At 65.4% G+C, this 21,880-nt stretch carries 19 protein-coding genes and 1 pseudogene; 12 read left to right on the forward strand and 8 right to left on the reverse strand.

Annotated features, from left to right (window positions below):
* Positions 1 to 114: 114 nt before the first annotated feature.
* Genes AC1RNP_RS16925 through yidD form a run of 3 tightly spaced genes read right to left on the reverse strand, consistent with a single transcriptional unit; the run spans position 115 to position 2,546 of the window.
* On the reverse strand, positions 115 to 927 hold the full coding sequence (locus AC1RNP_RS16925) for a M23 family metallopeptidase (protein WP_493052552.1): 813 nt from the start codon (positions 925 to 927) through the stop codon (positions 115 to 117).
* Between the two features lie 32 nt (positions 928 to 959).
* Positions 960 to 2,315, reverse strand: a complete 1,356-nt coding sequence (locus AC1RNP_RS16930) for a dihydroorotase (RefSeq protein WP_493052455.1) — start codon at positions 2,313 to 2,315, stop codon at positions 960 to 962.
* 9 nt (positions 2,316 to 2,324) lie between these two features.
* Entirely contained in the window at positions 2,325 to 2,546 is a 222-nt protein-coding gene (gene yidD / locus AC1RNP_RS16935; RefSeq protein ID WP_493052456.1) for a membrane protein insertion efficiency factor YidD, read from the reverse strand.
* Between the two features lie 130 nt (positions 2,547 to 2,676).
* Between yidD and dksA the strand changes: the two genes are divergently transcribed.
* Positions 2,677 to 3,663 carry an RNA polymerase-binding protein DksA gene (dksA, locus tag AC1RNP_RS16940; RefSeq protein WP_493052457.1) on the forward strand — a complete coding sequence of 329 codons (987 nt, stop codon included), beginning with the start codon at positions 2,677 to 2,679 and terminating at the stop codon, positions 3,661 to 3,663.
* A gap of 153 nt (positions 3,664 to 3,816) precedes the next feature.
* On the opposite strand, the gene AC1RNP_RS16945 is transcribed toward dksA, so the two are convergent.
* The 5 genes from AC1RNP_RS16945 to cysS form a co-directional block, all read right to left on the reverse strand.
* Positions 3,817 to 4,719: an EamA family transporter gene (locus AC1RNP_RS16945; RefSeq protein ID WP_493052458.1), complete on the reverse strand. Its 903-nt coding sequence runs from the start codon at positions 4,717 to 4,719 to the stop codon at positions 3,817 to 3,819.
* A 141-nt stretch (positions 4,720 to 4,860) separates the two neighbouring features.
* The gene (locus AC1RNP_RS16950; protein ID WP_493052460.1) at positions 4,861 to 5,154 is read right to left on the reverse strand and encodes a hypothetical protein; all 294 of its coding nucleotides are present in this window, start codon (positions 5,152 to 5,154) and stop codon (positions 4,861 to 4,863) included.
* 128 nt (positions 5,155 to 5,282) lie between these two features.
* On the reverse strand, positions 5,283 to 6,488 hold the full coding sequence (locus tag AC1RNP_RS16955) for an MFS transporter (RefSeq protein ID WP_493052553.1): 1,206 nt from the start codon (positions 6,486 to 6,488) through the stop codon (positions 5,283 to 5,285).
* 44 nt (positions 6,489 to 6,532) lie between these two features.
* A complete protein-coding gene (locus tag AC1RNP_RS16960) occupies positions 6,533 to 6,982 on the reverse strand; it encodes a SufE family protein (protein ID WP_493052461.1) in 450 nt (149 codons plus the stop codon).
* 141 nt (positions 6,983 to 7,123) lie between these two features.
* A complete protein-coding gene (cysS, locus tag AC1RNP_RS16965) occupies positions 7,124 to 8,491 on the reverse strand; it encodes a cysteine--tRNA ligase (RefSeq protein ID WP_493052463.1) in 1,368 nt (455 codons plus the stop codon).
* A 124-nt stretch (positions 8,492 to 8,615) separates the two neighbouring features.
* On the opposite strand from cysS, the gene AC1RNP_RS16970 reads away from it, so the two are divergent.
* The 11 genes and pseudogenes from AC1RNP_RS16970 to AC1RNP_RS17020 all read left to right on the forward strand — a co-directional run bounded on the left by AC1RNP_RS16970 (position 8,616) and on the right by AC1RNP_RS17020 (position 21,583).
* Positions 8,616 to 9,131 carry a hypothetical protein gene (locus AC1RNP_RS16970; RefSeq protein ID WP_493052464.1) on the forward strand — a complete coding sequence of 172 codons (516 nt, stop codon included), beginning with the start codon at positions 8,616 to 8,618 and terminating at the stop codon, positions 9,129 to 9,131.
* Between the two features lie 279 nt (positions 9,132 to 9,410).
* Positions 9,411 to 10,433 carry an N-acetylornithine carbamoyltransferase gene (locus AC1RNP_RS16975; RefSeq protein WP_493052465.1) on the forward strand — a complete coding sequence of 341 codons (1,023 nt, stop codon included), beginning with the start codon at positions 9,411 to 9,413 and terminating at the stop codon, positions 10,431 to 10,433.
* 88 nt (positions 10,434 to 10,521) lie between these two features.
* Complete coding sequence (locus tag AC1RNP_RS16980; RefSeq protein WP_493052466.1) at positions 10,522 to 11,745, forward strand: argininosuccinate synthase; 1,224 nt, start codon at positions 10,522 to 10,524, stop codon at positions 11,743 to 11,745.
* Positions 11,746 to 11,756: 11 nt separating this feature from the next.
* Positions 11,757 to 12,845: an acetylornithine deacetylase gene (locus AC1RNP_RS16985; protein ID WP_493052467.1), complete on the forward strand. Its 1,089-nt coding sequence runs from the start codon at positions 11,757 to 11,759 to the stop codon at positions 12,843 to 12,845.
* Positions 12,832 to 14,163: an acetylglutamate kinase gene (locus AC1RNP_RS16990; protein WP_493052468.1), complete on the forward strand. Its 1,332-nt coding sequence runs from the start codon at positions 12,832 to 12,834 to the stop codon at positions 14,161 to 14,163. The genes AC1RNP_RS16985 and AC1RNP_RS16990 overlap by 14 nt, the downstream gene beginning before the upstream one ends.
* Complete coding sequence (locus AC1RNP_RS16995; protein ID WP_493052469.1) at positions 14,160 to 14,777, forward strand: GNAT family N-acetyltransferase; 618 nt, start codon at positions 14,160 to 14,162, stop codon at positions 14,775 to 14,777. Before AC1RNP_RS16990 ends, AC1RNP_RS16995 begins: the two co-directional genes overlap by 4 nt.
* Positions 14,774 to 15,736 carry an N-acetyl-gamma-glutamyl-phosphate reductase gene (argC, locus tag AC1RNP_RS17000; protein WP_493052470.1) on the forward strand — a complete coding sequence of 321 codons (963 nt, stop codon included), beginning with the start codon at positions 14,774 to 14,776 and terminating at the stop codon, positions 15,734 to 15,736. The genes AC1RNP_RS16995 and argC overlap by 4 nt, the downstream gene beginning before the upstream one ends.
* Positions 15,729 to 17,036 (forward strand): argininosuccinate lyase, encoded by a 1,308-nt coding sequence (gene argH, locus AC1RNP_RS17005; RefSeq protein ID WP_493052471.1) that lies wholly within the window; start codon positions 15,729 to 15,731, stop codon positions 17,034 to 17,036. Before argC ends, argH begins: the two co-directional genes overlap by 8 nt.
* Positions 17,033 to 18,166 (forward strand): glutamate 5-kinase, encoded by a 1,134-nt coding sequence (proB, locus tag AC1RNP_RS17010; protein ID WP_493052472.1) that lies wholly within the window; start codon positions 17,033 to 17,035, stop codon positions 18,164 to 18,166. Before argH ends, proB begins: the two co-directional genes overlap by 4 nt.
* A 13-nt stretch (positions 18,167 to 18,179) precedes the next feature.
* A pseudogene (locus AC1RNP_RS17015) lies at positions 18,180 to 19,469 on the forward strand (glutamate-5-semialdehyde dehydrogenase); the annotation flags it as partial.
* 197 nt (positions 19,470 to 19,666) lie between these two features.
* Positions 19,667 to 21,583 carry a CocE/NonD family hydrolase gene (locus AC1RNP_RS17020; RefSeq protein WP_493052473.1) on the forward strand — a complete coding sequence of 639 codons (1,917 nt, stop codon included), beginning with the start codon at positions 19,667 to 19,669 and terminating at the stop codon, positions 21,581 to 21,583.
* Positions 21,584 to 21,880: the final 297 nt, after the last annotated feature.

The raw sequence follows: 21,880 nt of genomic DNA on the forward strand, positions 1-21,880 counted from the left end.
TTTTTCTTTGGTTCGTTTCTTTTGACGCTTATCAAAAGAAATGAACTCGGCCGCGTAGCGGACGAAACGCTCTTGCTTTCAAACCCAAGACTTCAAGTGAAGTCAAACCCCAGGCTAGCGACTACCAGTCCTCTCCAACACCAGCAGCGGATCGATCCGCACATCGAACCAATTCATCCCCCAATGCAGATGCGGCCCTGTGGCACGCCCGGTCGCGCCGACAGCAGCAACGATCTGCCCTTGCTGCACGCGATCGCCAACCTTCACATCAATCCGCGACAGATGCAGGAAGTTGCTGCTCACACCATGGCCATGGTCGATCAGCAGCGTGCCGCCGGTGAGATAGAGATCGGGCGCGGCGAAGGTCACCACGCCGGCGGCCGGTGCCTTGACCGGTGTGCCCGCCGCAACGGCGATATCCATGCCCGAATGTCCCGCGCCGGGTTGTCCGTTGTACACGCGCGCGTTGCCGAAACGGCCGCTGATGCGGCCCTGCACGGGCCAGATGAAGGGTTGGGCGAAATCGCTGCGGTCGTCGTCGCGCAGTCGCGCGGCGGTCACCAGCGCCTGTTCGCGTTCGATGCGCTTGGCGATTTCGGGCGGCGGGTTGACCGTTTTTGGCGGAACGCCGTTAACGTGTTCTACCGGCCAGTTGCGCGGTGCCACCATGATCGAGACCGTGTCGGTGCCGCCATCGGCGCGACGCACTTCGATCGAGAGCGGCCCTTTCTCGTCACGCCCGACGCCGAACACCACCGTGCCGTAAGGTGTTGGCCGCAGATCGCGGCTGGCATAGCGGACGTGGCTGCCGGCGGGCACCTTGCCGAGCACCAGGGCGCCCTGCGAGACCGAAGTGGGAAAGATGATGCGTCTATCAGCTGCGTCCTGCGCGTTCGCCACGCCGAGGCAAGCGGTGAACAGCAGCATCGGCATGGCGAAAATCGCCCGCAACGCCGACCTCAACGCGCGAACTCCAGTCGCCGGCCCCGCGGTTCGCCGATCAGGCGCGAGCCATCCCACGCCAGCTCGCCATTGACCCAGGTCGAGGCGATGCGCGAACGGAACGTCGTGCCTTCGAACGGCGACCAGCCGCACTTGGACAGCACGTCCCCGCGCTGCACCGTGAACGGTGTGTCTTCGACCAGTACCAGATCGGCGTGATACCCCTCGCGCAGGTAGCCGCGTTCCTTTACGTCGAACAATTGCGCCGGCGCATGCGCGAACTTCTGCACGACCTGCGTCGTGCTCAGGCGACCTTCGTGGACCAGTTCCAGCGCCGCGACCAGGGCATACTGCACCAGCGGCAGACCGCTTGGCGCACGGGTGTACGGCTGCGATTTTTCTTCCAGCGTATGCGGCGCATGGTCGGTGGCGAGCACGTCGATCACGTCCGAGGCGAGGGCGCGGATCAGCGCCTCGCGGTCGCTCGCGTCCTTGATCGCCGGATTGCACTTGATGAGATGGCCGAGGCGGGCATAGTCGGCGCGATCGAAGCGCAAGAAATGGATGCAGGTTTCCGCGGTGATGCGCTTGCGCACGCCGTTGCCGTCGACCAGCAGGCCCGGCGTGAACAGGGCCAGTTCGTCGGCGGTTGAAATGTGCAGCACGTGCAGGCGCGTGTCGTGCTTGCGCGCGAGCGAGAGCGCGAGCTGCGTCGATTTCATGCAGGCTTCGCGCGAGCGGATATCCGGATGCTTGTCGGCCGGGATGTCGTCGCCATATTCGGCGCGATATTTCGCCAGCTGCGCATCGATCATCGGCGTGTCTTCGCAGTGGGTGATGATCGGCGTCGGCGCCTCGCGGAAGATCGCGTCCAGCGTGTCGGGGTTGTCCACCAGCATGTTGCCGGTGGAGGCGCCCATGAACACCTTGATGCCCGGCGCGGTCAGCGGATCGAGGCCGCGCACGTCGGCGAGGTTGTCGTTGCTCGCGCCGAAGTAGAAGCCGTAGTTGGCGCGGGCGCGTCCGGCGGCGCGGCGGTACTTGTCCTCCAGCGCGGCGGCATTGAGTGTCGGCGGGCTGGTGTTGGGCATGTCCATGAAGCTGGTCAGCCCACCGGCCACCGCCGCGGCCGATTCGGTGGCGATGTCGGCCTTGTGTTCGAGGCCGGGTTCGCGGAAGTGCACCTGGTCGTCGATCATGCCCGGCAGCAGGCGGCGGCCGCGCGCATCGATCACGATCTCGCCCTCGCGGGCGCTCAGGCCGCTGCCGATGGCCTCGATGCGGCCGCGTGCGATGCGCAGATCGCCATCGGATTCGCGCCCGTCGCTGACGAGGCGGGCGTTGACGATCAAGGTGCCGGGGGTATCGGCCATGCGGGGTCCTCAGGAGTGGGGCGGGACAGGGTCGTGCCCGCCCGGATGCAGCGGATGGCAGCGGCCGATGCGGCGGATCGCCAGCCAGCCGCCGCGCCAGGCGCCGAAACGGGCGATGGCTTCCATGGCGTATTCCGAGCAGGTCGGCACGAAACGGCAGCGTTGGCCGAGCAGGGGGCTCAGCCAGCGTTTATAGCCGCGTAGCAGGAAAATGAGGAGGCGGTCGATCACGGCGTATGAATGGGGCTGACCGCATACTGCCGCGGTTGCCGCTGTCAGCCGAGAAGGGTATAACAGCGCGCTTTCCCGTCCAAGGGAATCCTCTCCCGCCCGGGGGAAAATCAGGAAGGATTGCAGCAAAGTGGCAGTGAAGAAACCCGCGAAGAAGGCCGCCAAGGCCGCCAAGAAGCCCGCAAAGCCCGTCGCCAAGAAGGCCGCCGTCAAGAAGCCCGTTGCCAAACCGGTGGCGAAGAAAGTCGTGGCCAAGAAGTCGGCGCCAGCAAAGAAGGTCGTCGTCGCCAAGAAGCCGGCTGCCAAGAAGGTGGCTCCAGCGACCAAGAAGGCGCCGGCGCCGGCCAAGGCGGTGAAGAAGGCCCCGGCCCCGGCGAAGCCGGCCGCCAAGCCTGCCGTCGCCGTCGCCAAGCCGGCACCGGTGAAGAAGGCTCCGGTTCCAGCTCCCGCGCCTGCTCCCGAGAAAAAGCAGCCCGCGCCGCCGACCCGCGCCGCGACGCCAGCGCCCGCAGTCGCCGAGAAGAAGCCGGCTCCCGCCAAGGCGCCCGCTGCCGGCGAAGCCAATGGCAAGCCCGTCGCCGTCAAGTCGGCGTTCGCGCCGCGCCCGGTGGGCAAGGTGGCCGTGGCCATCGCGGCCAAGCCTTCCGCGCCCACGCCGAAGGTCAAGGTGAAGGTGGTGCCGTACAAGACCGACAAGGCCAGCGGCCGTCCGATCATTCCCGACGGCTACAAGCCGAGCGTGGACGAGGAGTACATGAGCCCGCTGCAGGTCGAGTACTTCCGCCAGCGCCTGCTGCAGTGGCGCGCGGACCTGGTCGAGGAATCCAAGCAGACCATCGAGAACCTCAAGGACGAAGTGCGCGACGTCGGCGACGAAGCCGAACGCGCCACCCGCGAAACCGAGAACTCGCTGGAACTGCGCACCCGCGACCGCTACCGCAAGCTGATCGGCAAGATCGACAGCACGCTCAAGCGTCTGGATGCCGGCGAGTACGGTTACAGCGTCGATTCGGGCGAGGAGATCGGCCTGGAGCGCCTGGAAGCGCGTCTCACCGCCGAGCGCACCATCGACGAACAGGAACGCTGGGAACATCTGCAGAAGCAGATCGGCGACTGATCCGGAACTGAAAAGCGCCGACTCTTCTTGCTTTTCATCCCGGCGCAAGCCGGGATCCAGCCTTTCGTCCAGGCAAACGAATCTTTCAGACAAGAGCTGGATCCCGGCTTTCGCCGGGATGACGATATTTCCTGGGCGCTCCAAGCCCCGGCATCACTCCCGTGTACTGATCACGGCACCGACGCTGGCGCAGATCACGAAGAGAATGCCCGCCATCTGTTGCAGGCTCAGCGGCTGCTGCAGGATGAGATAACCGGCGAGCGCGCCGATGCCGGGTTCGGCGCTCATCAGCACGCCGAACGTCGCCGAGGGCATGCGGCGCAGCGCCATCATTTCCAGCGCATACGGCAGCAGCGGCGTCAGGATCGCGAGACCGAACGTCTGCAGCATCAGCCCGCCCGGGATGTTGAGGTGGGTGATGTGGAGGCGGGTTTCGTACACGCCGAAGGGCGTCGCGATCAGTGCCGCGGCCGCGAGCGAGATCGCAAGGCCTTCCAGGCCATGGAAGGATTGTCCGATGCGCTTGCTCAGCAGGATGTAGGCCCCCCATCCCACGGCGGCGACGAGCGCGAAGCCGAAGCCGACCAGATCGACGCTCCAGCCTTCGCGAGTCCGCACCAGCAGCAGCACGCCGGCGAAGGCCAGCAGCAGCCAGACCAGGCGCCAGCTGCGCGCGAATCCCAGCGCGGCCACGCCGAGCGGTCCCAGAAACTCGATGGCCACGACCAGGCCGAGCGGCACGCGCGTGATCGCCACGAAGAACGAGAGCGTCATCATCGCGATCGCGGCGCCGAGGGCCAGCGCGGCGAGGATCTCCTTGCCGTGGTAGCGGCGGAAATCCGGGCGCACCACCACGCACAGGAGGAGCGCCGCCCAGACGAGCCGTCCCCAGGTCGTGGCGAAAGGCCCGTAGTCCTGCATGGTCGGTTGCGCCAGCGCGGCGCCCAGCTGCACCGAGATCATGGAACCGACGGCCATCAGGGCGGCGGTGCCCGAGCGCGAGGCGGATGGCTTGGTGTCGGCTGCGGCGCTGGCGCGATCGTTCTGCAAACTCATCTCCCGGGGCTCGCCATCGCCAGTTAACCATGCCGGGCCGGCGGAGGGCATGCGGGTCGACCTAATTGAGCGTCATCGACCGCCTGCTGAAACAAAAAGCCCCGCATGGCGGGGCTTTCTTCTTGCATGGCGCAGGTGCGCTCACCACCAGCAGTTCTCGTAGCAGCGCTGGTAGCCTTCCTCGCAATTCTCGCGACCGATCTGCGGGCACTCTTCCTGCCAATATTCCCGGCACAAGCGGAAGCAGGCTTCGTATGGGGTTTCTTCGTCATCGAAGGACAGCGCGCGCGGCGCCGGGGCCTTGCCTTCCAGTGCCGCCGACAACTGGGCGAGATCGCCAGCCGGTGTGTTGCGTTCGTCGGCGGATGCAACAGTGAGCATGGAAGCGGCGACCAGCGCGAGCGCGCAGATCGAGGCACGAATGCCATTCAACATGGTTCTCTCCTGTTTTGAAGTGGCCTGTCGCCGCATTCCCCCAAGGGCGCGGCCGCGCGAGTATGCATGCGCCGATGCGACATCGCCGTGACCGGCATGGTTGGAGATGTGACGGCGGTTGCCGTTGCTTATTGCAGATCGCGCAGATCGAGCCTGCGCAGTTTCGGCGCTTTCCAGGTCGTGATTCCGACCACGCCCAGCGTGACGAAGCCGCCCACGATCACCGCAGGCACCAGGCCGAGCAATCGCGCCATCACGCCGTCGTAGAAGGCGCCGAGCTCGTTCGAGGAGCCGATGAAGATGCCGTTGATCGAGGAAACGCGGCCACGCATGTCGTCGGGCGTGACCAGCTGCATGATGGTCGAGCGCATCACCACCGAGACGCCGTCGCACATGCCGTAGGCGACCAGGATCGCCGCCGAGAGCCAGAATTGCCGCGACAGCGCGAACGCGATCGTGCATAGGCCGAAGCAGGCGACGGCGATCAGCAGCACGCGGCCGGCATGCTTCTGCAGCGGATGCCGCGCCAGCCACAACGCGACCAGGATCGAACCCAGTGCCGGCGCGCCGCGCAGAATACCGAGGCCTTCCGGTCCGTAATGCAGGATGTCGTGGATGAAGGCGGGCAGCATCGACATCGCGCCGCCGAGCAGCACCGAGAACATGTCCAGCGCCATCGCCGCGAGCATGATCTGGTTGCCGAACACGAAGCGCAGGCCTTCGCCGATGCTGGAGAAGATTGGCGCGCGCTGCAGCAACTGCGGCGGCTCGGTGACGCGCATCGACGCCAGCGCGGCGACGGCCAGCAGCGCGATGGCGGCGCCCGTGCCGTAGGCGGTCGCCTTGCCGGCCACGCCCACCAGCGCGCCACCGAGCGCCGGCCCGATCACTAGGCTTGTCTGGAACACCACGCTGCCAAGGCTGGCGCCGCGCGTGAACTGTTCGCGCGGCAGCACGCGCGCGAACAGCGCGTTGTAGACCGGACCGAGGAACGCACGCACCATGCCGGTGAACGCGATCGCCACATAGATCGGCCACACGCCCGCGATCGGAAGCAGGCCGATCGTCAACGCCATCAACAGCAACGGCGTCAGCGCCAGACCGAGACAGGCCACCATGCCGAGCTTGCGCCGCGGCAGATGATCGACGAGATAGCCGGCGAACGGCGCCACGCAGAAATACGGCAGCACTTCCGCCAGTCCGATCAGGCCGAGCGCGAACGGCTGGCGCGTGACTTCGTAGACATGCCAGCCGACGGTGACCGCGACGATCTGGTACGACAGCATCGTGCAGATGCGGTACACCATCAGCGTCAGGAAGCCGCGGTTGCGCAGCGGCGAAACGGCTTCCGCCCCAACGGCGGCGGAAGCGTCGGTGCTCACAGTTTGCGCTGTGCCGTGTCGCGGATGTAGGCGAGCAGTGCCGCCAGCCCGTTGCTGCGCGTGGGCGACAGATGCTTGGCCAGGCCGACTGCGGCGATGTAGTCGGGCGAGGTGTCGAGGATCTCCTGCGCGCTGCGTCCCGAGTACACGCGCAAGGCGAGGTAGATCAGGCCGGAGACGATGGCCGAATCACTGACCGCGGCGAAATCGAGTCGTGAGGCATCACCGGACGGCACGATCCAGACCAGCGACTGGCAGCCGTGCAGGCGATGCTCTTCCGTCTTCCATGCTTCGGGGAAGGCGGGCAGCTTGCGGCCGAGATCGATCAAGTACTGGTAACGCTCGGACCAGTCGCCGAAGAAGGCGAACTCGTCCTTGATCGCGGCCTGGGCTTCGGTCGCGGTGGCTTCGAGCGGGAACAGGGCGGGGGAGGCGGCTGCGTTCATCCTAAAAAAATGGGGATGATTGAAATTGAAAGCAACCAACTTTTTCGCTCGTCATCCCGGCGCAAGCCGGGATCCAGCTGTTAGCAGCATCCCGAGCCAAAGGCTGGATCCCGGCTTGCGCCGGGATGACGGCGGTCAGCGTCATGCGCGCTTCCAGCGCACGCCTTGCGGCGTGTCCTCCAGCAGGATGCCTTCGGCGGCCAGTTGGTCGCGGATCGCGTCGGCGCGGGCGAAGTCGCGGTTCTTCTTCGCGGCCGCGCGTTCGTCGATCAGGCTCTGAATGCGGGCATCGTCGTCTTCAGACACGCCGCGCGCGAACCAGTCCACGGGAGATTGCTGCAGCAGGCCGAGCGCCAGTCCGGCGCCGAGCAGCTGCGATTTCAGGTGGCGCCTGGCTTCCACATCTTCTGTCTTGCGCGCATCGGCGGCAATGGCGGCGAGTTCGGCCAGCGCCTGCGGCGTGTTGAGATCGTCCTCGAGCGCCGCCTCGACGACGTCCGGAATCTCGGGCGTCGCCTCGATGTCCGCCAGATCGCGCAGCGTGCCGTACAGCCGGTCCAGCGTGCGCACGCTTTGCTCGATCAGCGCCGGCGACCAGTCCAGCGGCTGCCGGTAGTGCGCCGACAGCAGCGCGTAGCGCAGCGCCTCGGGCGGGTGCGCGCGCACGAGGTCGTGCACCTTCTCGATGTTGCCCAGCGACTTCGACATCTTCGCACCGGCGAAATTGAGCATGCCGTTGTGCAGCCAGAACCGTGCGAAGGTCCTGCCGCCGTGCGCGCATTCGCTTTGCGCGATCTCGTTCTCGTGATGCGGGAACTGCAGGTCGACGCCGCCGGCATGGATGTCGATGGTGTCGCCCAGATGCGCGGCGGCCATGGCCGAACATTCGATGTGCCAGCCAGGGCGGCCGCGGCCCCAGGGCGAGTCCCAGCCCGGGAGGTCGTCGCTGGAAGGCTTCCAGAGCACGAAATCGCCGGGGCCGCGCTTGTACGGCGCCACTTCGATGCGGGCGCCGGCCAGCATGTCCTCGGGATCGCGGCGCGAGAGCTTGCCGTAGCCGTCGAAGGTGTCGACCGCGAACAGCACGTGGCCTTCGGCCGCATAGGCGTGGCCGTTTGCGATCAGCGTCTCGATCATGGCGATGATCTGCGCGACGTGGCGCGTGGCCTCCGGCTCGATGTCCGGTGGCGTGACGCCGAGCGTGGCCATGTCCTCGCGATAGGCGGCGGCGAAGCGGTCGGTGATCGCGCTGATCGGGACGCCCTGTTCGCCGGCGGCCGTGTTGATCTTGTCGTCGATGTCGGTGATGTTGCGTGCGTACTTCAGTGCCCCGAAGCGCCGGCGCAGCAGCGCGGCCAGCACGCCGAACACCACGGGGCCGCGGGCGTTGCCGATGTGCACGTAGTTGTAGACGGTCGGGCCGCAGACGTACATCGTCGGGCAGGCCGGGTCGAGGGGCACGAACGGGTCGACCCTGCGGGTCAGGGTGTTGAAAAGACGCAGGCTCATCGTGAGGAGAAGCGGGAGAGGAGGGGATTCTACCGGCCGGGACGGAGCCATGACAGACGAGATTCAGCCCCCGTCGCGAAACGAGCACCTACACTGCTGCCGTCCCGGATTCCGTCCAAGGTTAATGCCACACAGCCGTCTCCTTACCACCGTCGTGTTGCTTGCCGCCGTGGCGCTCCCGGCGGCGGGGCAGGAACTGGTGATGCCTCAGCCGGAGAACGTGCGCACCGAGTTCGCGCAGGTGCTGCGGGCGCAGCCGGTCTACCAGACCCTGCGCGCGACCGGCATGACGGAGGAATGCGAGGAGCCGACACGGGCGGAAAAGCGCAAGAACAAGCCGGAAAACGGCGAGGAACCGCGCGGTTTCATGAAATTCCTCGATTCGGTCAAGGGCGTCTTCACGTCCGAGTCCGGCGCCGAGGACGGGCAATCGGTGGAGGAGGCGGGGACGCCGCCCGCCAAGGGCCGCAAGTGCCGGCTGGTGCCGGTCGACAAGGAATTCCGTCGACCGATCGCCTACGACGTCGACTACGTCCATCATGGCATCAAGTACCGATCGCGCCTGCCCTACGATCCGGGCAACCGCCTGCGCGTGCGGGTGTCGGTGACCCCGATCGTGGCCGGCGCCGACAACGACTAGGCAAACCTCGCCGGGCTGAGCGGGGTTTTCCTTGCGTGCTCCGGCGCCCCATGCGACCATGCGCGCACGATGCGCCAGACCCTTGCCGCCGCCGATATCCTCACCTCCGCCCGCATGGCGGCAGGGATGACGTCGCGCGCGCGCCGACCGGAAACCCGATTGCTCGCTGGGTAAGCCGGAGGCGGTCTCTCGTCTCGAGCTAGAAACCCGGCGAATGCCGGGTTTTTTCGTTTATGGATTCTCAGTGCCCCTCCGCAACAGCAAAGGTTCTTCCACACCATGAAGCACTTCCTCAACACCCAGGACTGGAGCCGCGCCGATCTCGACGCGCTGCTGACGCAGGCGGCGCTCTACAAGCGCAACAAGCTCGGCGATGCGCTGAGGGGCCGGCCTTTAGACGGCAAGTCCATTGCGCTTGTGTTCTTCAATCCGTCGCTGCGCACCCGCACCAGTTTCGAACTGGGCGCCTTCCAGCTCGGCGGGCATGCCGTGGTGCTGGCACCCGGCAAGGACGCGTGGCCGATCGAGTTCGAACTCGGCACGGTGATGGACGGTGAGGCCGAGGAGCACATCGCCGAGGTGGCGCGCGTGCTCAGCCGCTATGTCGACATGATCGGCGTGCGCGCCTTCCCGAAGTTCGTCGACTGGTCCGTCGATCGCCAGGACAAGGTGCTGGCCGGCTTCGCCAAGTACGCGACGGTGCCGGTGATCAACATGGAGACCATCACCCATCCCTGCCAGGAACTGGCCCACGCCCTGGCGTTGCAGGAACATTTCGGCACCGCCGATCTGCGCGGGAAGAAGTACGTGCTCACCTGGACCTACCACCCGAAGGCCCTGAACACGGCGGTCGCCAACTCCGCGTTGACCATCGCCACCCGCCTCGGCATGGACGTGACCCTGCTGTGCCCCACCGAGCAATATCTGCTCGACGAGCGCTACATGGGTTGGGCGCGCGACAACGTCGCCGAATCGGGCGGCTCGCTCACGATCAGCCACGACATCGACAGCGCCTACGCCGGCGCCGACGTCGTCTACGCCAAGAGCTGGGGAGCATTGCCGTATTTCGGCAACTGGGAGCCCGAGAAGCCCATCCGCGACCGTTACAAGCACTTCATCGTCGACGAGGCCAAGATGGCGAAGACCAACGACGCCGTCTTCAGCCACTGCCTGCCGTTGCGCCGCAACGTCAAGGCCACCGACGCGGTGATGGACTCCCAGCGCTGCATCGCCATCGAGGAAGCCGAGAACCGCCTGCACGTCCAGAAGGCGGTGATGGCCGCCCTGGCCGCACAGGGCTGACCCACCGCGGCCCCGGTGTCCAAAGACTGCAATCTGCCTGTTGTATCCCTTTCCGGTTTGCCCCCATCCCGTTATCACGAGTACCCCCATGACTGCTCCTCAATCTTCCGAACCCGGCGCCCAGGGCGACGTCGTCCTGGCGTTTTCCGGCGGCCTCGACACCAGTTTCTGCGTGCCTTACCTGCAGGAGCGCGGCTGGCGCGTGCATACCGTGTTCGCCGACACCGGCGGCGTGGATGAGGAGGAGCGCAAGTTCATCGAGGATCGCGCCGCGGAACTGGGCGTGGCCAGCCACGTCACCGTCGACGGCGGTCCGGCGATCTGGGACGGCTTCGTCAAGCCGTTCGTGTGGGCGGGCGAGGCGTATCAGGGCCAGTACCCGCTGCTGGTGTCCGACCGCTATCTCATCGTCGACGCCGCGCTCGCGCGTGCGCACGACCTCGGCACGAACGCGATCGCCCACGGCTGCACCGGCATGGGCAACGACCAGGTGCGTTTCGACCTGGCGGTGAAGGCCAGTGGCGACTACCGCATCCTCGCGCCGATCCGCGAAATCCAGAAGGAACACACCGAGGTACGCGCCTACGAGCAGCGCTACCTGGAGGAACGCGGCTTCGGCGTGCGCGCCAAGCAGAAGGCCTACACCATCAACGAGAACCTGCTCGGCCTGACCATGTCCGGCGGCGAAATCGACCGCTGGGAAGCGCCGGGCGAAGGCGCGCGCGGTTGGTGCGCGCCGCGCAGTGCCTGGCCGGCGGAGCCGCTGCGGACCACCGTGCGTTTCGTCGAAGGTGAAGCGGTGGCGCTCGACGGCGTCGAACTGTCTGGCGCCAAGTTGCTGGCCAAGCTCAACACCATGTTCGCGCAATACGGCGTCGGCCGCGGCCTGTACACCGGCGACACCACCATCGGACTCAAGGGCCGCATCGTGTTCGAGGCGCCGGGCCTGACCGCGCTGCTCGCCGCGCACCGCGCGCTCGAGGAAACGGTGCTGAGCAAGCAACAGAACCGCTTCAAGCCGGAGATCGGACGCAAGTGGGTGGAACTGGTCTACGAAGGCTTCTTCCACGATCCGCTCAAGAGCGATCTCGAAGCCTTCCTCGCCACATCGCAGAAGACCGTCAACGGCGAAGTCGTGCTGGAAACGCGCGGCGGACGCGTCGATGCCGTCGCCGTGTCCTCGCCGCACATCCTCAACGCCAAGGGCGCCACGTACGCGCAATCGGCGGACTGGGGCGTGGCCGAGGCCGAAGGGTTCATCAAGCTCTACGGCATGAGTTCGACGCTGTGGGCGGAAGTGAACCGAAAGTAATCGAGACCGACATGCTGCCTTCCGTTCTCGAACACCTCGCCGCGCTGGTGTCCTTCGATACCCGCAATCCGCCGCGTACCATCGGTACCGGCGGCATCTTCGATTACATCCGCGCGCAATTGCCGGATTTCCGCATCGACGTGCGCGATCATGGCGCCGGCGCGGTCACGCTGTTCGCCGTGCGCGGCGCGCCGAAGCGCTTGTTCAACGTGCATCTGGACACGGTGCCGAGTTCGCCGGCGTGGTCGGATGATCCGCTGAAACTGCGCGTCACCGACGATCGCGCCATCGGCCTCGGCGCGTGCGACATCAAGGGCGCGGCCGCCTGCCTGATCGCGGCCGCGAACGCGGTGCAAGGCGATGCCGCATTCCTGTTCTCCACCGATGAGGAAGCCAACGATGCGCGCTGCATCGACGCCTTCCTCAAGACGGACCATGGCTTCGACGAAGTCCTGGTCGCCGAGCCGACACGGTGCGAGGCGGTGCTCGCGCATCGCGGTATCGCTTCGGTGCGGATGGAGTTCAAGGGACGGGCCGGGCATGCCTCCGGCGCCGAAGCCCTGCAGACCAGCGCGCTGCATCAGGTGATCCGCTGGGGATCGGATGCGCTCGCACTGGTTGCCGCGGAATCGCACCAGCGCTTCGGCGGGCTCACCGGCCTGCGCTTCAACATCGGCCGCATCGACGGCGGCATCAAGGCCAACGTGATCGCGCCGCAGGCGGAACTGCGTTTCGGCTTCCGGCCGTTGCCGTCGCAGGGGCTCGACGATCTTCATGCGCGCTTCCACGCGCTCGCGCCCGAAGGCACGCTCTACGAACCGACGTTCCAAGGGTTGCCGCTGCCCGCCGGCGACACCGCCGATGCGGAAAACCGGCGCCTGGTCGCGCGTGATCTCGCCGACGCACTCGGCCTGCCGATCGGCAACGCCGTGGATTTCTGGACCGAGGCGGCGCTGTTCTCCGACGCCGGCCTCACCGCCGTCGTCTTCGGCCCCGGCGACATCGCCCAGGCGCATACCGCCGACGAGTGGGTGTCGCTTGAACAATTGCAGACCTATACGCAGCACGTTACCCGGATCATCGAACATGCAAGCGCATAAACAGACCCGCCAAACCATCGTGCGCCTGCTTTCCAGCATGGCCAGCGCGAAGGAAATCAGCCAGTACCTCAAGCGCTTCTCGCAACTGGACGCGAAGCGTTTCGCGGTGGTCAAGGTCGGCGGCGCGGTGCTGCGCGACGATCTCGACGCGTTGACCTCGTCGCTGGCGTTCCTGCAGCAGGTCGGCCTGACGCCGATCGTCGTGCATGGCGCAGGCCCGCAGCTCGACGAGGAACTGTCCGCCGCCGGCATCGAGAAGAAGACGGTGAACGGACTGCGCGTCACCTCGCCGGAAGCATTGGCAATCGTGCGCCGCGTGTTCCAGTCGTCGAACCTTAAGCTGGTCGAAGCCCTGCAGGCCGTCGATGCGCGCGCCACTTCGATCACCTCGGGCGTGTTCGAGGCCGAATACCTCGATCGCGACACTTACGGCCTGGTCGGAGAGGTGAAGCGCGTCAATCTGGCGCCGATCGAGGCCAGTCTTCAGGCCGGTTCGATCCCCGTGATCGCCAGCCTCGGCGAAACACCTGGCGGACAGATCCTCAACGTCAACGCCGATTTCGCCGCCAACGAACTGGTGCAGGTGCTGCAGCCGTACAAGATCATCTTCCTCACCGGCACCGGCGGACTGCTCGACGAGAAGGGCAAGGTGATCGACTCGATCAACCTGTCGACCGAGTACGAACATCTGATGCAGCAGCCGTGGATCAACGGCGGCATGCGCGTGAAAATCGAGCAGATCAAGGACCTGCTCGATGATTTGCCGCTGGCGTCGTCGGTCTCGATCACGCGTCCGGCCGATCTTGCCAAGGAACTGTTCACCCACAAGGGATCGGGCACGCTGGTGCGACGCGGCGAGCGCGTGCAACGCGCCTCGTCCTGGAGCGATCTAGATCTGGATCGCCTGCGTGGCCTGATCGAATCCAGTTTCGGCCGCCAGCTGGTGCAGGACTATTTCGAACGCACGCGGCTGCTGCGCGCCTACGTCAGCGAGAACTACCGCACGGCCGTCATCCTCACCGAGGAGGACGGGCTGCCGTATCTGGACAAGTTCGCCGTGCTGGACGATGCGCAGGGCGAGGGGCTCGGGCGCGCGGTATGGCAGGTCATGCGCGAGGAGACGCCGAAGCTGTTCTGGCGCTCACGCCACCATAACGCCGTCAACCATTTCTATTACGCCGAGTCCGACGGCTGCTACAAGCAGGAGAAATGGAAGGTGTTCTGGTACGGGCTGGAGAGCTTCGACGAGATCCAGCAGGCGGTGGCGCATTGCGCTACACGTGAGCCGACCTTGTTCGATCGCGTGGTGGCGGCATGAGCCTGTGGTCGCAAGTGCCGACGCTGCGTGGCGAGCATGTCCTGCTGGAGCCGCTGGCCCAGACGCATGCCGACGAATTGCGGGTATCGCTAGGCGATGGCGTGCTGTCGCGCGCCTGGTATACCAACGTGCCAAAACCGGAAGCAGTGGACGCCTACATCGCAGCGGCGTTGAAGATGCAGGCGGCCGGCGATGCGCTCGCATTCCTGGTGCGCGATGCAAAAGGAGAAGTGGTCGGCAGTACGCGCTACTACGCCATGGAATCCGAAGTGCCGAAGCTGAGCATCGGCTACACGTGGTATGTGCCCCGCGTGCAGCGTACCGGGCTGAATACGGAAGCCAAGCTGCTGTTGCTGGGCCATGCCTTCGAAACATTGGGTTGCATCTCGGTATTCTTCGAAACGAGTTGGTTCAACCATGCTTCACGTGCGGCGATCGCGCGTCTTGGCGCCAAGCAGGACGGTGTGCTGCGAGGCCACAAACGTCATGCCGATGGCAGCATCCGCGACACCGTGGTGTTCTCGATCATCGAGCCCGAGTGGCCGGCGGCGAAGCGGCATTTGCAATACAAGCTGGAGAATCACCGCGGCGGTGAAGGGGCGGGGCAGCCATGAGTAAGTTGATCGGCATCGTCGGCGCGCGCGGCCATACCGGCGCGGAGCTGATCCGGTTGGTCGCGAGACATCCGCACTTCGAACTGGCATTCGTATCGTCGCGGGAACTCGACGGCCAGCCGGTTTCGGCACACGTGGCCGAGTATCGCGGTGATCTGCGCTACAGCGCACCCGCGCACGAGACTTTGCCGACGCTGGGCGCGGATGCGGTGGTGCTGGCGCTACCCAACGGCAAGGCTGGCGATTGCGTGGCGGCTTTCGATGCTGCAGGTATCGGTCATGCTGATTCAGGGCCGGTGATCGTCGATCTTTCCGCTGATTACCGCTTCGACGATGCCTGGTACTACGGATTGCCGGAACTGACGCGCGATCGTTACGCAGGACAGAAGCGCATCAGCAATCCGGGCTGTTATGCCAGCGCGATGCAGCTCGCCATCGCGCCGATGCTGGATCTGATCATAGGTCCAGTACAGTGCTTCGGCGTTTCCGGCTACTCCGGCGCCGGCACCACGCCGTCGGATCGCAACGATCCGGAGAAGCTGCGCGACAACCTGATGCCGTACTCGCTGGCTGATCACATGCACGAGCGCGAAGTGACGCGCCAGCTCGGGCATCCGGTTGAATTCATGCCGCATGTCGCACCACATTTTCGTGGACTGACGATCACAGCCAATCTGCATCTGCGCGAAACGGTGACGCTGGAGGACGCCAAGGCGCGCTATACCGCGCGTTACGCCGATGAGCCGCTCGTTCAGGTGAGCGAGCGCGCGCCTTGGGTCAGTGAGATCGCCAATAAGCATGGTGTTGAGATCGGCGGCTTCACGCTGTCGCCGGACGGTCACCGCCTGGTGGTCGTCTCCACGCTCGACAACCTGCTCAAGGGCGCCGCGACGCAGGCGATGCAGAATCTCAATCTGGCCTTCGGCTTCAACGAACTGGAGGGCATTCCCGATGTCTGATCTGCTCTGGCAAAAACCCGGTGTCACCGTCGATGCGGAAATCCAGGCGTTCCTGGCGGGCGACGATGTGCTGCTTGATCGCGAGTTCTTCCTGCACGACATCGTGGCGAGCAAGGCGCACGCGGAAGGATTGCAGCGCATCGGCATCTTGTCCCGGGACGAGTTCGACGCGTTGTCGCGGGAACTCGATGTGCTGGCGGACGACTTTCGCAGTGGTGCCTTCGTACTCGATGCGCGGTACGAAGACGGTCACAGCGCGATCGAGGTGCGTCTGACCGAACGCCTGGGCGATGCCGGCCGTCGCATCCATACCGGCCGCAGCCGCAACGATCAGATCCTCGTCGCCACTCGGCTCTGGTTGAAGGAGAAGCTGGCGCGCATCGAGGCCTTGTGCATCGAAGTGGCCGGCATCGCGCTTGCGCGCGCGCAGGCGGAAGCCGACGTGCCGCTGCCCGGCTATACCCATCTGCAGCGCGCCGTGGTGTCTTCGCTGGGCATGTGGTGGGCAGGCTGGGCCGAGGCCTACATCGACAACGCGCGCCGTGCGCGCGATACGCATGCCTGGATCGACGCGAATCCGCTCGGGACCGCGGCCGGTTACGGTGTGAACCTGCCGCTCGCACGCGATGAAGTCACTGAGGCGCTCGATTTCGCGCGCATGCAGATCTCACCCATCTACGCGCAGCTCTCGCGCGGAAAGTTCGAGATGGCGGCGATCGAGGCGCTCGGCAGTGCCACGCTCGATCTGCGCCGTCTGGCCTGGGACCTCAGCCTGTTCACCGCCACCGAATTCGGTTTCGTGAAGTTGCCGCCGCAATACACCACTGGCAGTTCGATCATGCCGAACAAGCGCAATCCTGACGTGGTCGAACTGATGCGTGGCAGCCATGCCAGCGTCGCCGCTGCGCGCAGCGAGATCGAGCATCTGCTGTCGCTGCCGTCCGGCTATCACCGCGATCTGCAAACAAGCAAGGGCGCGCTGTTCCACGCTTTCAGCAAGGGCGTGCCGGCGCTGGCGTTGCTGCCTGACCTGTTGCGCAATCTGGAGTGGAACCAGCCGCGGATGGAAGCGGCGATCGAGCCGTCGATGTACGCCACCGACCTGGCGATCGATCTGGCGAAGCAGGGCGTGCCGTTCCGGGACGCCTATCGGCAGGCCGCCGATCCGCAGCGCTGGGCAGGCGGCGATCCCGCGGCCAGTCTCGCGGCGCGTGTTTCGCCAGGAGCGGCTGGTGATTTGCGTCTGGACATGCTGCGTGCGCGTCTGGATGAGCTCGTCGAAACGAAGCAGGGCGCATGAGCGGTTTCACCGAACAACAGCTGCCACCCTGGCGACGTGCCGTGCTCAAGGTGGGCAGCAGCTTGCTGGCTGCCAACGGTGGCGGGTTGTCGCCGCATTACGCCGAAGCGATCGCGGGATTCGTGGCTGCCAGCCAACGTGCGGGCCGCGAGGTGGTGATCGTCTCTTCCGGCGCGGTGGCTGCTGGGCGAGCGATTGCGCATCGACAGCCGGCGCCCGGCGCGGCGATGGCCGAGCGCCAGGCGTTGGCCGCGCTCGGGCAGGCGCAATTGATGGGCTTCTGGCAGGGATTCTTCGACCGCCCCGTGGCGCAGGTGCTGTTGACGCACGACGATTTGCGCAATCGCCGTCGTTATCTGAACGCACGCGCCACGCTGGGCGAACTGCTGCGCCGGTCGGCGTTGCCGATCGTCAACGAGAACGACACGGTTTCCGTCGACGAACTGAAACTCGGCGACAACGACACGCTCGCGGCGATCGTCGCCGCGCTCGTGGACGCGGAAGTGCTGTTCATCGCCACGGACATTGACGGTCTCTACGATGCCGACCCGCGTACCGATCGCAATGCCAAGCCGGTCGAAGTCGTCGCGCAGCTCAGCGCGTCGTTGCTGGCTGTTGCTGGTGGCGCAGGCAGTTCAGTGGGGACTGGAGGCATGCGCACCAAGCTGGAGGCGGCGCAACGCGCGGCGGCGGCCGGTGTGGCGACGGTGTTGTTCAACGGCACGCGCGCGGATGTGCTCGAAGGCCTGACGCGCGATCGCCTGACCGGCACCCGCATCCACGCCGCGCGCAGCCGCGTGGCCGCGCGCAAGCACTGGTTGCAGAACGCGCCGGCCGAACCCGGCGGCATCTTCGTCGACGACGGCGCCGCGCGCGCGGTGATCGAAAAGGGTGCCTCGTTGCTGCCTGGCGGCGTGCTGGATGCGCAGGGCGATTTCCGCCGCGGGGACATGGTGGAGGTGCGCTGGCGCAGCGAACGCGGCGAGCAACGTATCGCCCGTGGCGTGAGCCAGTATTCCGCGGCTGATATCCGCCGCATCGCACGCCGTCATTCGCGCGACATCGAGGCGACATTGGGGTACAACTACGGCGAGACGATCATCCATCGTGACGATCTGACGCTTTTGTAGCCCTTGCTCTCGCGGAGAGAAGATGGGCGAACGTTCGAGAGACACAGCCATGAGCGACATCAAGTCACAAGCCATCGCCTGTCGTGACGCCGCGCAAGCCGTCGCGCAGCTGTCCACGGACGACAAGAACACCCTGCTGCGAGCGATGGCCGCTGCGCTCGAGGCCGATGAGACCGCGATCCTCGCCGCCAATGCGCGCGATCTCGCGGCCGCGACGGAGAAGGGCATCACCGGCGCGATGCTTGATCGCCTGAAGCTGGATCCAAAACGCCTCGCCGGCATCGCTCAGGCGTTGCGTGAAGTCGCCGAGCTGCCCGATCCGGTCGGGTTGGTCACGCGCCGCGACACCCGTCCGAACGGCATCGGCATCGAACGCGTGCGGGTGCCGTTGGGCGTGGTGGCGATGATCTACGAAGCACGCCCCAACGTCACCGCGGATGCTGCCGCGTTGTGCCTGAAGGCCGGTAACGGCGTGATCCTGCGTGGTGGTAGCGAGGCCATCCATTCCAACACCGCGATCGCCGCGGCGCTGAAACGGGCGCTGCGTGAGGCGGGCGTGCCGGATGCCGCGCTGACGCTGGTCGAGGATCTGAGCCGCGAGACGATGCTGGAACTGTTGCAGCTCACCGACATCGTCGATCTCGCCATTCCGCGTGGGGGCGAGGGGCTGATTCGTTTCGTGGCCGAGCATGCGCGCGTGCCGGTGATCAAGCATTACAAGGGCGTCTGCCATCTGTTCGTGGATGCGAGCGCCGATCAGGAGTTGGCGTTGCGCCTGCTGCTCGACGGCAAGGTGTCGCGTCCTGGCGTCTGCAATGCGCTCGAGACCTTGCTGGTGCATGCCGACATCGCCACCGATTTCCTGCCGAAGGCCGCGGCGATGCTGCGCGAGCATGGCGTGGAGTTGCGCGGCGATGAGCGCACGCGGACCGCGATCGAGGACGCCAAGCCGGCCAACGACGATGACTACGCCGCTGAATTCCTCGATCTGATCATCGCGGTGCGGGTGGTCGATTCACTGGATGAAGCCATCGCGCACATCCGCCGCTTCGGCTCCGACCACACCGAGGTCATCGCCACGCGCGATGAGGCCAGCGCCGAGAAGTTCGTGCAGTCGCTGCGCGCCGCGGTGGTGATGGTCAATGCTTCGTCGCGTTTCTCCGATGGCGGCGAACTCGGCCTGGGCGCCGAGATCGGCATCTCCACCACGCGCCTGCATGCCTACGGGCCGATGGGCGCGGAATCGCTGACGGTAGAACGCTTCGTTGTGCGCGGGACGGGACAGACGCGCAACCTGCCGTAGGGCGGGCCTTGGCCCGCCATCGTCAAACTCCGGATCGCGACGGCGACCAGCGATCGAACAATCGGCGGCGCGAGATGGCAATGATGGGCCAAGGCCCACCCTACGATTTGCTGGATTGTCGCGACCTATGCCATTCGTCACTTCGACAGGTTTCGGCGAACGGCTAAAGTCCTCGCTTCCCTTCGGGAGGCATCTCCATGCGCGTTGCATTGATTCGTTGGCTGGTTCCTGCACTGGCCGTCCTGCTCTCCGGCACGGCCTTCTCGCAGACTTCGCCGATGACGCCGGACATCACCGGCAAGAAATTCGTCACCCCCACAAGCGGTTACGACTACGACAAGCGTGAGGTGATGATCCCGATGCGCGATGGCGTGAAGCTGCACACCGTGATCGTGGTGCCGAAGGGCGCGCGCAATGCTCCGATCCTGCTGACGCGCACGCCCTACGACGCCAGCGGACGGGCCAGCCGCATGGAGTCGCCGCGCATGATCGACGTGCTGCCGCAGGGCGACGAAGTCTTCGTGCAGGCGGGCTACATCCGCGTGTTTCAGGACATCCGCGGCAAGTACGGTTCGGAAGGCGACTACGTGGTGACGCGTCCGCTGCGCGGACCGCTCAACAACACCAAGGTCGACCACGCCACGGACGCCTGGGACACCATCGATTGGCTGGTGAAGCACGTGCCCGAATCCAACGGCCGCGTTGGCATGATCGGATCGTCGTACGAGGGCTTTACCGTGGTGATGGCACTGGTCGATCCGCATCCGGCGCTGAAGGTGGCGGCGCCGGAAAGCCCGATGGTCGATGGCTGGATGGGTGACGACTGGTTCAGCTACGGTGCCTTCCGGCAGGTGAACTTCGGCTACTTCACCGGACAGACGTCGGCGCGCGGGAAGGGCGCATCGATCGTCAATTCGGCTTACGACGATTACACCAATCTGCTTCGCGCCGGCTCTGCCGGTGCTTATGCGAAAGCGAATGGCCTTGATCAGTTGCCGTACTGGCTCAAGCTCAGCGAGCACCCGAGCTATGACGCCTATTGGCAGGAACAGGCGCTCGACAAGGTGATGGCGCGCACGCCGCTGAAGGTGCCCACGATGTGGCTGCAAGGCCTGTGGGACCAGGAGGATATGTGGGGCGCGATCCACAGTTACGCGGCGATGGAGCCGCGCGACAGCGGCAACAATCTCAATTATCTGGTGATGGGGCCTTGGCGCCACAGCCAGGTGAACTACGACGCTTCGTCGCTGGGTGCGCTGAAGTGGAACGGCGATACCGCACTGCAGTTCCGGCGCGACGTGCTCAAGCCGTTCTTCGATCAGTATCTGGTCGAGGGCGCGCCCAGGGCGGACACGCCGCCGGTCTTCATCTACAACACGGGCGAGAATCATTGGGATCGCTACACGGCGTGGCCGCGCAGTTGCGAGCAGAACTGTGGCGCACAACCGAAACCGCTGTACCTGCTCGCTGGCGGAAAACTGTCGTTCGACGCGCCGACGGCGGGGCAGGCCGAGTACGACGAATATGTTTCCGATCCCGCCAAACCGGTGCCGTTCGCACAACGGCCGGTGCGATTCGGTGACCGCGAGATGTGGACCACATGGCTGGTGCAGGATCAGCGCTTCGTCGACGGCCGCACCGACGTGCTCACCTTCGTCAGCGAGCCCCTGACCACACCGTTGCGCATCGCGGGCGCGCCGCAGGTGAACCTGCAGGCCTCCACCAGCGGTAGCGACAGCGACTGGGTGGTGAAGCTGATCGACGTCTATCCCGATCAGGTGGCTTCGAGCCCGGCGATGGGCGGATACGAACTGGCGGTCTCGCTGGCGATCTTCCGTGGCCGCTATCGCGAGAGTTTCGAGAAGCCGCAGGCGATCGCCTCCAATCAGACGCTGCTCTATCGCTTCGGACTGCCAACGGCCAACCACGTCTTCCTGCCCGGGCATCGTGTCATGGTGCAGGTGCAGTCGACCTTGTTCCCGTTGTACGACCGCAATCCGCAGACCTTCGTGCCGAATATCTTCTTCGCCAAGCCGGAGGATTACCAGAAGGCGACGCAGCGGGTGTGGCATACGCCGCAGCAGGCGAGTTTCATCAGTTTGCCGGTGATGTGATTTTTTCGGTATTGAAGAGCAAGGGCGTTTCGTCCGCTACGCGGCCGAGTTCATTTCTTTTGATAAGCGTCAAAAGAAACGAACCAAAGAAAAACGCTTTCCCCGACGAAGCAATCCCATAGCTTCATTGCTATGGGGATTTTTCGACTCGCCATCCATGGCTCGGTCGAAAAACGGCGCACATCCTTGTGCGCCGCCCTCCGGGTCTCCGGGGGCTGAGGGAGTTCAAGTATCTTTAGAAGCGAAAGGCGAAGCAAAGCTCCGTTTTTGCTCTTGGCTGCTGAGAATCTCTGCGAG

Source organism: Luteimonas sp. GW821-FHT14E02, from assembly GCF_058803905.1.

What these genes read in the sequence shown, in the direction of transcription:
- AC1RNP_RS16990 (WP_493052468.1), top strand. Translation starts at nt 12,832, where the DNA reads ATGCAAGCGCATAAACAGACCCGCCAAACCATCGTGCGCCTGCTTTCC.
- AC1RNP_RS16995 (WP_493052469.1), top strand. Translation starts at nt 14,160, where the DNA reads ATGAGCCTGTGGTCGCAAGTGCCGACGCTGCGTGGCGAGCATGTCCTG.
- AC1RNP_RS16980 (WP_493052466.1), top strand. Translation starts at nt 10,522, where the DNA reads ATGACTGCTCCTCAATCTTCCGAACCCGGCGCCCAGGGCGACGTCGTC.
- AC1RNP_RS16925 (WP_493052552.1), bottom strand. Translation starts at nt 927, where the DNA reads ATGCTGCTGTTCACCGCTTGCCTCGGCGTGGCGAACGCGCAGGACGCA.
- proB (WP_493052472.1), top strand. Translation starts at nt 17,033, where the DNA reads ATGAGCGGTTTCACCGAACAACAGCTGCCACCCTGGCGACGTGCCGTG.
- AC1RNP_RS17020 (WP_493052473.1), top strand. Translation starts at nt 19,667, where the DNA reads ATGCGCGTTGCATTGATTCGTTGGCTGGTTCCTGCACTGGCCGTCCTG.
- AC1RNP_RS16945 (WP_493052458.1), bottom strand. Translation starts at nt 4,719, where the DNA reads ATGAGTTTGCAGAACGATCGCGCCAGCGCCGCAGCCGACACCAAGCCA.
- AC1RNP_RS16960 (WP_493052461.1), bottom strand. Translation starts at nt 6,982, where the DNA reads ATGAACGCAGCCGCCTCCCCCGCCCTGTTCCCGCTCGAAGCCACCGCG.
- argC (WP_493052470.1), top strand. Translation starts at nt 14,774, where the DNA reads ATGAGTAAGTTGATCGGCATCGTCGGCGCGCGCGGCCATACCGGCGCG.
- AC1RNP_RS16985 (WP_493052467.1), top strand. Translation starts at nt 11,757, where the DNA reads ATGCTGCCTTCCGTTCTCGAACACCTCGCCGCGCTGGTGTCCTTCGAT.
- AC1RNP_RS16975 (WP_493052465.1), top strand. Translation starts at nt 9,411, where the DNA reads ATGAAGCACTTCCTCAACACCCAGGACTGGAGCCGCGCCGATCTCGAC.
- argH (WP_493052471.1), top strand. Translation starts at nt 15,729, where the DNA reads ATGTCTGATCTGCTCTGGCAAAAACCCGGTGTCACCGTCGATGCGGAA.
- AC1RNP_RS16970 (WP_493052464.1), top strand. Translation starts at nt 8,616, where the DNA reads ATGCCACACAGCCGTCTCCTTACCACCGTCGTGTTGCTTGCCGCCGTG.
- cysS (WP_493052463.1), bottom strand. Translation starts at nt 8,491, where the DNA reads ATGAGCCTGCGTCTTTTCAACACCCTGACCCGCAGGGTCGACCCGTTC.
- AC1RNP_RS16950 (WP_493052460.1), bottom strand. Translation starts at nt 5,154, where the DNA reads ATGTTGAATGGCATTCGTGCCTCGATCTGCGCGCTCGCGCTGGTCGCC.
- AC1RNP_RS16930 (WP_493052455.1), bottom strand. Translation starts at nt 2,315, where the DNA reads ATGGCCGATACCCCCGGCACCTTGATCGTCAACGCCCGCCTCGTCAGC.